Source organism: Acinetobacter lwoffii (assembly GCF_022967985.1).
Lineage (GTDB): Bacteria > Pseudomonadota > Gammaproteobacteria > Pseudomonadales > Moraxellaceae > Acinetobacter.
In genome coordinates, this window is sequence record NZ_JALJVC010000011.1 from 1 (window position 1) to 14,292 (window position 14,292).

Annotated in this window: 9 protein-coding genes; 2 read left to right on the forward strand and 7 right to left on the reverse strand. The window is 43.7% G+C overall.

Going from position 1 to position 14,292, the window contains the following annotated elements; genetic code table 11:
• Positions 1-276 precede the first annotated feature (276 nt).
• From MWG72_RS08090 to betI, 5 genes are all read right to left on the reverse strand, one after another.
• Positions 277-2,478 (reverse strand): OsmC domain/YcaO domain-containing protein, encoded by a 2,202-nt coding sequence (locus tag MWG72_RS08090; protein ID WP_247143704.1) that lies wholly within the window; start codon positions 2,476-2,478, stop codon positions 277-279.
• A gap of 341 nt (positions 2,479-2,819) precedes the next feature.
• Positions 2,820-3,590, reverse strand: a complete 771-nt coding sequence (locus MWG72_RS08095) for a TorF family putative porin (RefSeq protein ID WP_247143705.1) — start codon at positions 3,588-3,590, stop codon at positions 2,820-2,822.
• A 128-nt stretch (positions 3,591-3,718) separates the two neighbouring features.
• A complete protein-coding gene (gene betA / locus MWG72_RS08100) occupies positions 3,719-5,374 on the reverse strand; it encodes a choline dehydrogenase (RefSeq protein ID WP_247143707.1) in 1,656 nt (551 codons plus the stop codon).
• A gap of 11 nt (positions 5,375-5,385) precedes the next feature.
• Positions 5,386-6,861 (reverse strand): betaine-aldehyde dehydrogenase, encoded by a 1,476-nt coding sequence (gene betB / locus MWG72_RS08105; protein WP_247143709.1) that lies wholly within the window; start codon positions 6,859-6,861, stop codon positions 5,386-5,388.
• A gap of 21 nt (positions 6,862-6,882) precedes the next feature.
• Positions 6,883-7,461: a transcriptional regulator BetI gene (betI, locus tag MWG72_RS08110; RefSeq protein WP_247143711.1), complete on the reverse strand. Its 579-nt coding sequence runs from the start codon at positions 7,459-7,461 to the stop codon at positions 6,883-6,885.
• Between the two features lie 270 nt (positions 7,462-7,731).
• On the opposite strand from betI, the gene MWG72_RS08115 reads away from it, so the two are divergent.
• Positions 7,732-9,768, forward strand: a complete 2,037-nt coding sequence (locus MWG72_RS08115; RefSeq protein WP_247143713.1) for a choline transporter — start codon at positions 7,732-7,734, stop codon at positions 9,766-9,768.
• Positions 9,769-9,796: 28 nt separating this feature from the next.
• The gene (locus tag MWG72_RS08120; protein ID WP_004646981.1) at positions 9,797-10,405 is read left to right on the forward strand and encodes a MarC family protein; all 609 of its coding nucleotides are present in this window, start codon (positions 9,797-9,799) and stop codon (positions 10,403-10,405) included.
• Positions 10,406-10,467: 62 nt separating this feature from the next.
• Here MWG72_RS08120 and MWG72_RS08125 read toward each other — a convergent pair whose 3' ends face one another.
• Together MWG72_RS08125 and MWG72_RS08130 are read right to left on the reverse strand one after the other, a co-directional pair.
• Positions 10,468-12,675 (reverse strand): TonB-dependent receptor family protein, encoded by a 2,208-nt coding sequence (locus tag MWG72_RS08125; protein ID WP_247143715.1) that lies wholly within the window; start codon positions 12,673-12,675, stop codon positions 10,468-10,470.
• 501 nt (positions 12,676-13,176) lie between these two features.
• Positions 13,177-14,094 carry a LysR family transcriptional regulator gene (locus tag MWG72_RS08130; RefSeq protein WP_004646984.1) on the reverse strand — a complete coding sequence of 306 codons (918 nt, stop codon included), beginning with the start codon at positions 14,092-14,094 and terminating at the stop codon, positions 13,177-13,179.
• Positions 14,095-14,292: the final 198 nt, after the last annotated feature.

Sequence of the window (14,292 nt, forward strand, 5' to 3'; positions counted from 1 at the left end):
AATTACCCGAATATGTAAGGTAATTCCTGTGAATGAGAAAAATACATCTATTTCTCACATTCACATACCCAATCTTGAAGCAGTTAGTATTAACACTTCACTTTAATTTTTTAGGTAATTCCAGTTCCCTCGGGAGCTGGAATTAATAAGTTAGAATAGAAATAATAGAAAAGATTGCATATAGGGTCAGAGATAAAAATGGCCTACTCGAAACCGAGTAAGCCATCTTTAAGATTTAAAACAAATGACGAAAAATTTTAGTCATTCATCTATGGATTATTGCTGAGCCACAAACTTGGTACGCGCTGCATGCAATTTCTTATAGCTGTCAATTAAACGTAGATGACGGTCCAGCCCTTCAAGCTGCATGTTGGTTTCGGTCAAACCATAGAAACGAACTGTGCCTTCGATTGAACCGAGAACGGCATCCATACGGGCATCACCAAACATACGACGGAAGTTGTGTTCATAATCTTCCAGTTCCATTTCATTATCCAGAATGACTTCCAGAACGACATTCATGCACTGGTAGAACAGGCCACGTTCAACGGTATTGGTATTGAACTGCAGGAACTGCTCAACCAGATCTTTGGCTTCTTCAAATTGCTGTAAAGCTACATAAATCAGAAGTTTCAGTTCCAGAATTGTCAGTTGGCCCCATTCAGTATTTTCATCGAACTCGATACCGATCAAGGTTTTGATTTCGGTATAGTCATCCTCATCTGCTTCTTCCAGACGCTCAACCAATGCTTCCAATTGTTCATCATCCAGACGGTGCAGATTCAGGATATCTTCACGATATAACAAAGCCTTGTTGGTATTGTCCCAAACCAGATCTTCTACCAGATAAATTTCCGAATAGCCCGGTACCAGAATACGGCAAGCTGTTGCACCTAGATGCTGATACACCGCCATATAAACTTCATGGCCCATGTCTTCCAGAATCGTGAATAATTCCTGAGCTTCATCAGCATTCGAATTTTGACCGTTATTAGTGAAATCCCACTCGACAAAATCATAATCTGATTTCGCGCTGAAGAAACGCCAAGACACTACACCGCTCGAGTCGATGAAATGCTCGACGAAGTTATTTGGTTCAGTCACAGCATTACTGCTAAAGGTTGGTTTTGGCAGATCATTCAGACCTTCAAAACTACGGCCTTGCAATAACTCAGTCAGACTGCGTTCTAATGCCACTTCAAAGTTAGGATGGGCACCGAATGAGGCAAATACACCGCCAGTACGCGGGTTCATCAGGGTGACACACATGACCGGGAACTGACCGCCTAAAGATGCATCTTTGACCAGAACCGGGAAGCCCTGTTCTTCTAGGCCTTTAATGCCTTCAACAATTTTTGGATATTTTGCCAGAACATGTTCAGGCACATCCGGTAGTGCCAGTTCACCTTCCAGAATTTCGCGTTTTACCCCACGTTCGAAAATTTCAGAAAGACATTGTACTTGCGCTTCAGCCAAGGTATTGCCGGCACTCATCCCGTTACTTAAGTAAAGGTTTTCGATCAGATTCGACGGGAAATAAACGGTTTCACCATCAGACTGACGTACAAATGGCAATGAACAGATGCCACGTGCTTTATTACCAGAGTTGGTGTCGTAAAGATGGATACCCAATAATTCATCTTCAGGATCATAAATTTCACGGGTATGTTCATCTAAAACTTCTGCTGGTAATTCGCCATTTGGACCTGGCTGGAACCATTTTTCATCTGGATAATGCACAAATTCGGCATTGGCAATATCCTCACCCCAGAACTGGTCGTTATAGAAAAAGTTGCAATTCAGACGCTCAATAAATTCGCCCAAGGCAGATGCCAGCGCACTTTCTTTGGTCGAACCCTTACCATTGGTAAAGCACATTGGTGACTGCGCATCACGGATATGTAGCGACCACACATTCGGCACGATATTACGCCAAGACGCGATTTCAATCTTCATGCCAAGGCCTGCCAGAATGGCAGACATATTGGCAATCGTTTCTTCCAGCGGAAGGTCCTTACCCGGAATGAAAGTCGTATGGTCAGAAGCCAGACTTGGCATTAACAAGGCCTGAGCATCTGCATCGATACTTTCTACTTCTTCAATGACAAATTCAGGACCGGTTTGAATTACTTTCTTGACAGTACAACGATCAATCGAACGTAAAATCCCTTGGCGGTCTTTTTCAGAAATATCAGCCGGCAGTTCCACCTGAATTTTAAAAATCTGTTTATATCGGTTTTCAGGATCAACGATATTGTTTTGAGATAGGCGGATATTGTCGGTCGGAATATCACGTGCCGCGCAATAGACTTTGACAAAATAAGCCGCACATAAAGCTGAAGATGCCAGAAAATAATCGAATGGGCCGGGTGCCGAACCATCGCCTTTATAGCGGATCGGCTGATCGGCGATTACCGTGAAGTCATCGAACTTGGCTTCCTGACGAAGATTATCGAGATAATTGACCTTAATTTCCATGTGGATACCTAAATATTCTTATGTGCCGTCACGGACAGATAAGATGCTGAATCTGAATATACAAGCCGGTTCACGGAGGAGAACTTGAATGAAAAATAGAAAATGGTCAGGTTATACCATTTGACGAAGTGTCTGGATAACGCTGCCGAGAATGGGCGCTATTATAGAATTATTTTATGAAATTGATAATATTTGTCTGAAATTCTGGCAGATTAAACCAGATCCTCAGTCTTTCCTGAGCTGCCGGAGCATGAATCCACTTCCAGTCATGGCTTATACTATTAATCAAAGTTGCAGATAAGGCAGATTTTCACCCGCCTAGTCTGAATGATTTCATAATTTTAAAAATCATAACTCAGTGCAACTACTGCAAGATTACGCTGCTTGTCATCATAGCGGTCATAACCGCCAAAGATATATTCACCTGACACACTCAACTGCGGTAAAAGCGCATAACTGAGTCCGGCAGAAGCATAACGAAAGGCAAACTGCTTTTCGGTATCGCCCAGTTCACCGCCCTCATATTTGCCTTCATCGTTAAAATAGCTTCCTGCTGCTGTAATGCTGGCATTGAGACGATCATTCAACTGATGGTTCAGGTTAAGCGTATAAAAAGTATCGCCCTGATTGGCATAAGCCACATCATACAGATAGGTCGATACGCTGGCGCCGATACTGGTTTGATCATTCAACGCACGACTTACATTTAAGCCCAACTCATTTCCAGTGGTGTTCTCACCGCCCGGATAATAATAGGTCGCATTCCATAAATCCCAGTCATAATTTTCGCTGCTATAGGTATAACCCACCAGAAAGTCATGCTCGAATTTGTCTGAACGATGTCCCGGACGCCCCTGTACTTCGGCATAAGAGTATCCAAGCGTAGATCCCCAATATCCAACATAAAAATTGCCATAAGCCAGATTCAATGCAGCCTGTACAGCAACGTCATCATTTTCAGGTGCATTGGTCAAACCACGGGAGACGTATTTGGAGACCACACTCAAGTTTCCACTTGCTTCTATTTGTTTTACTTCCGCAGCATCGGCATAACAGTAAAAACTTGAAACAGCAGCACAGCCAAACAGCACTGTTTGATTGAATATTTTCATAAAATATAAAATGTATTAAGCAAAGCGAAGATAAAACCGAAAGCAGTCGAGGCTTTATCTGCGCTTTGGGACAAAATTGAAATTCGCTTTACTCCTGCTTTGCTAAACGACAGGAATAAAACCATGATTTAAGCGCGAGGCGCCTTGTAAAAAGGTGCAGATGAAGGCACAAGAGCAGGCTTTCCACGAATATGGTCTGCCAGTTTTTCAGCGATCATAATCGTAGTTGCATTAAGGTTGCCGGTAATGATCAAAGGCATAATCGAGGCATCAATCACACGCAGCCTCTGCATTTCATGTACGCGTCCATAACCATCGACAACCGCCATGTCATCCTCACCCATTTTACAGCTACACGATGGATGATACGCGGTTTCTGCATGATTACGAACAAATTCATCAATTTCAGCATCTGTTTGTAGATGTTTCCCCGGACTGATTTCTTCACCACGATAGGGATCTAATGCCGGCTGATGCATAATTTCCCGGGTAATGCGGATGGCATCGCGGAATTCACGCCAGTCCTGCTCGGTACTCATATAATTAAACAGAATACTTGGATGCTCAAACGGGTCTTTGGATTTCAGACGAACACGGCCACGTGACGGCGAACGCATAGAGCCCACATGAGCCTGGAAGCCATGTTCATGAATGGCATTGGTGCCATTATAATTAATGGCCACAGGCAGGAAATGATACTGGATATTGGGCCATTCAAATTCGTCGGAAGAGCGGATAAAACCACCGGCTTCAAACTGGTTGCTGGCTCCAATACCTTTACCTAAAAATAACCATTCAGCGCCAATCATCGGCTGGTTATACCACTTGAGTGCCGGATATAAGCTAACCGGTTTTTTGCATTTATATTGCAGGTACATTTCCAGATGGTCTTGCAGGTTTTCACCCACACCAGGCAAATCCTGAACCACAGGAATATCCAGACTTTTTAACAGTTCGGCCGGACCTACACCGGAGCGTTGCAGGATTTGTGGCGAGGCAATTGCACCTGCACATAGTAGAACTTCACGATCCGCAAAGACCTGAATCGGCTGTAAGGTATTTTGACCTTCAAAATATTCTACGCCAATCGCCTGATTGCGATTAAACAGAATTCGGTTGGTCATGGCATGGGTAATAATGGTGAGATTATCCCGGCCTTTGGCCATATCGAGATAACCACGTGCTGTACTGGAACGACGGCCTTGCGGCGTTACAGTACGGTCCATCGGCCCAAAACCTTCCTGCTGATAGCCATTCAGGTCATCAGTACGTGGATAACCGGCCTGTACACCTGCCTCGACCATGGCATGGAACAGTTCATTATTGCCATTTTTAGGTGTTGCCACCGAAACCGGTCCAGAATCACCATGATAATCATTGCCGCCAATATCGCGCGTTTCAGCTTTTTTATAATACGGCAGACATTCAGCATAGCTCCAGTGTTCTAGCCCCTTCAGGCTGGCCCACTGTTCAAGATCCATAGCATTACCGCGAATGTAACACATGCCGTTAATTAATGAAGAACCGCCCAGACCTTTTCCGCGCCCGCACTCCATACGACGATTATTCATATGAGGTTCGGGATCGGTCAGATAGGCCCAGTTATAGCGTCGTCCCTGTAATGGATAAGCCAATGCAGCAGGCATTTGTGTTCTGAAGTCTAGACGGTAATCCGGCCCACCTGCTTCCAGCAATAGGACTTTCACATCCGGATCTTCAGTTAAACGCGCTGCGAGTACATTCCCTGCCGAACCTGCACCGATAATAATATAGTCGTAATTCATCCAATCCTCCCTTATGCGCTAAATACAGACTGGAAAGGACTAAGTTCAACTTGCACCGACTTGGTCTGGGTATATTGCTGTAGCGTGACAATACCGTTTTCGCGACCGACACCCGAATGTTTATAGCCACCGACAGGCATTTCTGCCGGTGATTCGCCCCAGGTATTAATCCAGCAAATGCCGGCTTCGATTTGATGAATAATACGATGCGCACGTGCCAGATTCGGTGTCACGACACCAGCTGCCAAACCATATTCGGTATCATTGGCACGACGAATCGCCTCTTCTTCTGAGTCATAACTCAGAATACTCATGACTGGACCAAAAATTTCTTCACAGACAATCGTCATGTCGTCACGGCAATCGGTAAATACCGTTGGTAGCACATAAGCGCCTTGGGCAAACTGCTCATCTTCAGCACGGCCGCCACCACACAATAAGCGTGCACCTTCGATCTTGCCCTGTTCAATATAGCCCAGCACTTTTTCCATATGAGAGAAGCTGGACACTGGACCAAAATTGGTCTCAGGATCAAGTGGATCCCCCATACGGATATAAGGAATACGCTGCAAAATCTTGTCTTCAAATTCTGCTTTCAAGGCCAAAGGGATAAATACCCGGGTTCCATTGGTACAGACCTGACCAGAACTGTAGAAGTTAGCCATCATGGCTATATCTGCCGCCAGATCCAGATCGGCATCTTCACAGATAATCAGCGGGGATTTTCCGCCCAGCTCCATGGTGACTTCTTTCAGGCTGGAATTTGCAGCTTGGGCCATGACTTTTTTGCCGGTTGCGACACCACCGGTAAACGACACTTTGGCAATATCAGGATGCGAAGTCAGATAACCACCAATTTCACCACTGCCGGTAACCACATTAAAGACACCATGCGGCACACCTGCTTCAGTATAAATTTCTGCCAGTTTTAATGCAGTTAAAGGCGTCACTTCACTGGCTTTAAAGATCATGGCATTGCCTGCTGCCAGTGCAGGTGCAGATTTCCATAAGGCAATTTGAACCGGATAATTCCATGCACCAATCCCGGCAACCACCCCCAAAGGTTCACGGCGAGTATAAACAAACGAACTGCTTCTGAGCGGGATTTGCTGGCCTTCTAATGCTGGCAAAATACCTGCATAGTATTCGAGCACATCTGCACCTGTCGCAATATCGACGGTGGATGTTTCACTGAAAGCTTTACCACTGTCGAGACTTTCTAAACGCGCCAGCTCGTCATTACGTTCACGGAGGATGGCAACAGCCTTGTTTAAAATACGGGAACGTTGAATTGCTGTCATTTCTCCCCAGACTTTTTGTCCTTGCTGTGCAGATTCAACAGCACGATCGATATCTTCTCGCGTACACACTTGCACGTCTGCCAGAATTTCGCCAGTTGCAGGATTAATCGTTTGAAACGTGCTATTGGATGTTGCATCGACATATTGTCCATGAATATAAGGACGTTGCAGTTTGAATGTTGTCAATGGAATTTCCTCGCAGGTGGGTTATTTGAGTTGTTGCCGGATATATTCACTACACAGTTCAATCGGCAGTTCTGGATCAATTTCGCCACTTACCAAAGCACCTCTTAGCCAGAATCCGTCAATCAATGCTGCCAGACCTTGAGCAGCTTTCTCTGCCTGGTCTTTGCTCAACTTTTTCATGAATTCATATTTGAGATTGGAATGTAAACGGTAATGATTGATCTGCTGTAAACGGTGTAATTCAGGTTGGTGCAAACTGCTAGCCCAGAATGCCAACCAGACTTTCATGGCTGCCTTGTCCGTTTGTGGAGCAGCAAAATTACCACGTACGATCGCCAGTAAGCGCTGCTCCGGTAAGTCATCAACCTGTAACTTTATCTGTGCCACAGATGTACCCAATTGCTGCAACAAGTAACGCATTGTGGCTTCAATCAAGCCATTTTTACCTCGAAAATAATGACTTATGATACCGGTTGAGACACCTGCCCTCTGGGCAATCTGACTAATTGAAGCTTCTGCAAAACCTAGCTCATTCACTGCAGCTAAGGTGGCATCGATCAGTTGCTGACGACGGATCGGTTGCATACCAACTTTGGGCATAGGACTAACCTGAATAACGGATGTAACAATAAAAAATCACTCTGCTAAAGCAAATAGCTGAATGATGTAACAATTCATAAACGCTTTTTTAATTGAACGTTCAATTAATAAAAATTATAGTGCCAGCTCACCCTTGATGTACAGCGCAGTTTGTTTTGGATTTGCAAAAGTTTGTAATTCACGAAAACAAGGAAGCTTTACCGCAGGCTTTTGCTTTTAAATCACACTGCACTGTAGATCATCCGGCAACAAAACGATGGTTAGAGATTTATGCAAAAGAAAAATGAAGAGAAGCAAGATAGTCTGAATAAAGTGGTTTTTTATTTTTCGGCGACGCTTATTCTGCTGTTTTCTATCATTACCATTTTATTTAATGAACAAGCCAATCAAGTCATTATCAATATCTTAAACTGGGTCAGTCGTACCTTTAGCTGGTATTATCTGCTGGCGGCAACGCTGTATCTGGTTTTTATCGTCTTTATCGCCTGTTCCCGTTATGGCGAGATTAAACTCGGCCCTAAACATTCCAAACCAGAATTTAGCCTGCTGAGTTGGTCGGCGATGCTATTTTCTGCCGGGATCGGGATTGACCTGATGTTTTTCTCGGTGGCGGAACCGCTTTCCCACTATATGAATCCACCTGTGGGCGAAGGTGAAACTTTTGAAGCTGCGCGCCAGTCCATGGTGTGGACCCTGTTTCACTACGGTTTAACTGGCTGGAGTATGTATGCGCTGATTGGGGTCGCGCTAGGTTATTTCAGCTATCGCTACAATTTACCGCTCACCATTCGATCAGCACTCTATCCTATTTTTGGAAAAAGAATTAATGGTCCAATTGGCCATACTGTGGATACGGCTGCAGTACTCGGCACAATTTTCGGGATTGCCACGACATGCGGGATTGGCGTTGTGCAATTAAATTATGGCCTGCATGTGCTGTTTGATTTACCGGAAAATATCTGGATTCAAACCGCACTCATCGCCGTTGCTGTGATTATTACTATTATTTCAGTCACTGCCGGTGTCAATAAAGGCATCCGGATCCTGTCTGAGATTAATATCTATGTGTCAATTGGGCTGCTGCTATTCATTCTGTTTGTAGGAAATACCGAGTTTTTATTAGCCGCCTTGATTCAAAATTTTGGTGACTATATCAGCCAGTTCCCGAAACTTTCTTTAACCAGTTTTCCTTTTGAACAACCGAAAGAGTGGATGAATAGCTGGACCCTGTTCTTCTGGGCATGGTGGATCGCCTGGTCACCTTTTGTTGGTCTGTTCCTGGCCCGTATTTCCCGTGGTCGTACCATTCGCGAATTTGTCACCGGGACTTTGGTTATTCCTCTGTTATTTACCCTGACCTGGTTGTCTATTTTCGGTAACAGTGCTTTATACAGCGTGATTTTTGATGGTAATACTCAACTTGCTACGACAGTTTTAGAAAATCCGGCACATGGTTTTTATGATCTGCTGGCGCAGTATCCAGGCTTTATGTTTACTGCAGGTGTCGCCACCATTACCGGCTTACTGTTCTATGTGACCTCAGCGGACTCGGGGGCATTGGTATTGGGAAATTTCACGACCAAATTCACTAATATTGAACATGATTCACCGCGCTGGCTGAGTGTGTTCTGGGCCATTGCCATCGGTTTGCTGACTTTGGCAATGCTCATGGCGAATGGCGTAACAGCATTACAGAACACCACGATTATTATGGGCCTGCCTTTTAGTTTCGTGATTTTCTTTGTGATGGCCGGACTGTATAAGTCCTTGCGTCTGGAGGATTTTCGGCAGGCCAGTACCAGTCTGAATGCTGCGCCTGTGGTCGGTAATGTGGATATCCTGAACTGGAAGAAGCGTCTGAGCCGGGTCATGCTGCATCCAAGCCTGTACCAGACCCGGACCATGCTGGATAATGTTTGCAAACCAGCCATTGAGGCCGTTGCAACCGAGTTAATTGACAAAGGCATTCAAGTAAATATTCAGGAAAAATCGCTTGAGGAAGAACCTGAACTGTATCACCTGGATCTGACCATTCAGCTCGATGAAGAAGAAAACTTTGTCTATGAAATATGGCCGGTACGCTATGACACGCCAAATTTCAGTTCACGGGGTAAACGAACCAAACGTTATTACTATCGTCTGGAAAGTTATCTGTTTGAAGGCTCTCAGGGCAACGATCTGGTCGGTTATAGTAAGGAACAGGTGATCAATGACATCCTGGATAAATATGAACGCCATATGATGTATCTGCATATTAACCGGATCAGCCCAGGTAAACGTCCGCTGTTCCCGGACCGTGAAATCTAGGATATCTCAACTACGGAAGGACTGAATGATGTCAGAAAGTTTGAATGCATTTGCCCTGTTTTTCTCCCTGCTCAACCCTTTTCTGATGAGTATTTATATGCTCGGAATTATCCGTAATTCCGACGCAAAAGTATTCAACATGGCATTGATTCAGGGCAGTCTGATCAGCTTTATTGTGTTCATCATTTTTGCAAAAACCGGTGAAGCCTTCTTTAATGAAGTCTTGCATGTACGGTTTGAGTCCTTCCAGATTTTTGGCGGTATTATTTTTCTGGTGATTGGCTATCGTTATGTCTTTGAAGGTGCTGATACGATTGGTGTGATGCGTGGAGCGCCCAGTCATCTGGCGGGTACGATTGCCATGCCGTTTATGATCGGTCCCGGCACCATTTCGGCTTCCGTGATTACCGGGATTCAGCTCAGTTTAATGCAAACCATTCTGGTGATTTTCTTTACCCTGTTTCTGACCTGTAGCTTGTTGATCCTGATGAAATATCTGCATGATCATTTACAGCATAAATATTCCAACTACATTGACCTGTATGTCGATATCGTCGGTCGTGTTGCAGCGCTTTTAATCGGTACTATTGCCATTGATATGATTGTGACAGGCGTTACCGGAATTTTAGAAACCTGATAAATCCTTTCTATCAATAAATAAAAAGAGCGGTGTTTACCGCTCTTTTTATTTATTGATAATTAAAATTTAAATGACACGCCGGCATAAGTAGAAAAACCTTCACCTGGTGAAGATCGCGCTACATCAGCACCTTGATCATTCAGACCAGGAATCACGACCGCAGCATATTTCTCATCGGTGATATTTTTAAAGTTGATCCAGGTTTTCCATGATTGATGTTCTGGCGCATAACCCAAGTCAATGCCCCAGATCTGATAGTCATCACTGAATCGGCTATTGGCATAATCATGCGCCATTTTGGACGCATATTCTGTATTCAGGCCAATATACAGGCCATTATTTAAAGCATAACTCAGTTGAGCCTGATAAAGATGTTTTGGTATTCCCGGTAACTGGTTCTTGCCAAACAATGGATCATTTTTATACTGGAAATCGCTAAGGGTATAAGCCTGTTGCAGACGCAGTTCACCATATCGGGATTCATGCAATGGTGTATCCAGACTTAGCTCCACCCCTTGATGAATCGTTGGCGTGGCATTTGCTTCTACACTAATTCTTTCCTCTGAAGTAGTAGAATCAGAATCATTCCCGTAATTTTTAATCATTTCAGAAGACAATAGCTCCTTTTTAATCTTGGAATAATAGTAGCTCAGTGCCCAGTCTCCAAAACCTGATTGTCCACGCCCCCCCAGTTCAAAACTATTGGCGGTTTGCGTATCCAAATAGATTGGCGCACGTACTCGATTTGATGCAGCTCCACTGTCTTTAGAATAGTAATAAGGTGAAGACCAAGCCATTGCCCAAGGATGTGCCGGTTCAATACTCCGGCTTAAATTGGCAAACCATTGCACAGAGTCATTTGGCTGATAGGTCAATCCAACTCGTGGTGCAAAATTCCATTCATAACGACTGACTTTAGGATCTACATCAGGACCTAAATCTGGGTCGGGAATAATATTTGCATAAGTCACTTCACTTTCCCGATGGGTATACACAGCTGCCAATCCCAGATCTAATTTGAACTGATCATTTAATGTAGTTTCCTGATTAAATTGCAGCACGTTGTCTGAACCACGATAGGTATAACGGCGGGTAACTGTGTCTGCCGGATACGTTTGATTACCAATTTCTGTATTAAATCTTAAAGTTTCAGTAACCCCACTGTCCGGGCGGTGTGTGGTAGTGCGCAAGGCAATACGCCCCTGATGCTCCAGACCTAGAACCTGGTAAGACTTTTCATACTGGAAGCGCGCTGTAATATCTTCATAATCGACATTGGTACGATAACGACTTTCACGTAAATCCAGCGGATAATGATGATAAGCCAGACTGCCGGTCAGTTTAGCATCATCCTGTAAATTCCAGGTCGTAGTATTGGCCAGCCAGGTACTGCCCGGCTGAATCCGTTTGGCATCGATAGTTACAAAATCTTTATTAGCTGCTTCAGGATCATTTTTGAGCTGTTCTTGCGTAATTCGCCCTGGAGTTAAATGTTTGCTCTCACGGTAACGGGCATAAAAACGGGTTTTGATATCCGGACTAATTTGATAACCCAAATTAAAAGCCAGACCCTTACCATCGCCTTCAGCATGATCCTGAATTCCGTCAAACTGGGTACCCGTCAGTGCCAGATAATAATCCATCTGATCCAGCTTTCGGCCGGTACTAAACTGATATTTCTGATAACCATGGCTGCCCATTTCATATTTTAGTTCAGAGCCATCCTGATCAGCGCCAGTTTTGGATTTATAGTTGATTGTTCCACCTAAGGCCAGTCCACCCTGTTTAAAGCCATTGGCTCCGCGATAAACCCCGACATGATCAATCCACCAGGGTTCTAGCAGTTCATACGCTGTACCGCCCGGTCCGGTAAATGGAATATCGTCAATCAGGACGTGCGTACCGGATGCGTGTGCACCTGAAGTCCGGTTGATGCCTGAGCCACGGATCGAAATTTTTGCACCTTCATTCCCTGCAGACTGGGCATAGATTCCTGGCTGTAAACGGAACACATCGGCCGTGGTTGCAAGTCGCTGCTGTTCTAACTGCTGCTCACCAATGAAATTCGTTCCTCCAGAAACCTGAGCCAGCTCTTTCTGATATTGCTGCTGCGGATTGGCATTTTGCTCAGCGCTGATCACGATGGTATTCAGCTGTTGAACGTTGCCCGATTCTACGGCAGTTTCAGCATAAAGATGACCTGAGACAATCGACAAGATCATGAGGCTTAGCGGGCTTTTCTTGAGAGGAATTTTTGTCATGTGCATGGCGAGTTTATACAGTCCTGTATAAGTGATTCCGTTTTATGAGAGGAAATCAGTTTAAAAATTATGCTGTAGCATAGATCAACATTGTTATTTTCAGGAGTTATTTTCTGCCAAAAAATTGACTGATCAGCGTATGTTTTGTCATTTTATTTAATCTTTTTATTAAAAATCAACTGGCAAGATCAGAACCACATCCTCACAAGTTCCAAGAACTTAATTTTTAAGTATTTGATATTTAATAATATGCAATTTAATTCTACACAGATGTATTTCCACTTGGCAAAATGTGATAAGTAGAAAAATTTATAATCAACCAAACCAGTTCTTTAATTTCGAAAGTTGGCCGAAGTTGTATATTTTCTGATTTAAAGTAGACAAGATTAACCTCATCACCTTATAGAAAAATTGAAATCCTTGAGAGAAAAACAATCAATTTTTAAAAATCCTGACGATGCAGGATTTTTAAAAATAACGGACTAAATATATTTAACTATTCGCAAATTAGCTGTAATAGACCTGTCTTTTCTTGGAAAACCGATCCAGCTGTTTCAAGAAGCCTTCAAAATAATCTTTCTGTTTTTCTTCTGTGCGATAGCCGGCGTATAAAGTACGACGCAAGCCTTCAGGCGCCACGCAGTCTAAACGGCGTGATGTCACCCAGCCTTTCTGCTCATATTCATTTACCACCCAATCGGGTAATGCACCAATCCCGCGACCACTTGCCACCAGCTGAATCAGCATTTGGGTCAAGTCGGTGGTACGAATGGCTTTTGGTAGAATATTAGCTGGAATAAACAAACGCGACATAATGTCCAAACGGTGTTTATCCACCGGATAAGTCACCAGCGTTTCTTCAGCAAGTTCCTGAACAGTAATCTCTTTCGCACGTACCAGCGGATGGGTATTGGATAAAACCAAGCGTGATTCGTATTCGAAAATCGGAAAATATTCAATGCCTTTGAGCGCAATCGGATCAGCCGTAATCAGCAGATCAAACTCTCCGGTTTGTAATAATTCATGCGGATTCGATTCAAAACCTGAAGCAAAGTCTAAGTCTACATCCGGATATTGCATCCGGTATTGATTAAGTAGCGGCATCAACCAGTCAAAACAGCTATGACATTCAGAGGAGAAAACAATTCGTCCGGTCTGACCATGCACAATACGGCTGATATCACTCTGTGCAATTTGAACTTGCGGTAATATTTCATCTGCCAGTTTTAGCAACCGCTCTCCAACATTTGAAAAGCTCACAGGGCGACTACGCCGATTGACCACTTCGATGCCAAACCATTGGTCGAGTTCACGTAGCTGATGTGACAAGGCTGATGGGGTTAAACATAAATCACTTGCTGCTGCAACCAGAGAACCATGCTCCCGCAGAGCAGTTAAAGTTCTTAAATGGCGAAGTTCTATCATGAAAAATACCGGAAATTTAAAAGACGGATGACACTTAATCTGTCTTAAGCATAACCCATTTTTCTTATTTTATTTAGTTTTTCTCATTTCAAAACCAGAATAATGAGATATATTCAACTATTAGGTTTATAGGTTTAAATTACTATTCCCTTAATTTCATTAATTTAATTTTCTTGGTTAACTTAACCATCATTAAAA

Bases quoted from the DNA above. Each gene is read 5' to 3' on its own strand.
- MWG72_RS08090 (WP_247143704.1), bottom strand. From the start codon at position 2,478: ATGGAAATTAAGGTCAATTATCTCGATAATCTTCGTCAGGAAGCCAAG.
- MWG72_RS08095 (WP_247143705.1), bottom strand. From the start codon at position 3,590: ATGAAAATATTCAATCAAACAGTGCTGTTTGGCTGTGCTGCTGTTTCA.
- betA (WP_247143707.1), bottom strand. From the start codon at position 5,374: ATGAATTACGACTATATTATTATCGGTGCAGGTTCGGCAGGGAATGTA.
- betI (WP_247143711.1), bottom strand. From the start codon at position 7,461: ATGCCCAAAGTTGGTATGCAACCGATCCGTCGTCAGCAACTGATCGAT.
- MWG72_RS08115 (WP_247143713.1), top strand. From the start codon at position 7,732: ATGCAAAAGAAAAATGAAGAGAAGCAAGATAGTCTGAATAAAGTGGTT.
- MWG72_RS08120 (WP_004646981.1), top strand. From the start codon at position 9,797: ATGTCAGAAAGTTTGAATGCATTTGCCCTGTTTTTCTCCCTGCTCAAC.
- MWG72_RS08125 (WP_247143715.1), bottom strand. From the start codon at position 12,675: ATGCACATGACAAAAATTCCTCTCAAGAAAAGCCCGCTAAGCCTCATG.
- MWG72_RS08130 (WP_004646984.1), bottom strand. From the start codon at position 14,094: ATGATAGAACTTCGCCATTTAAGAACTTTAACTGCTCTGCGGGAGCAT.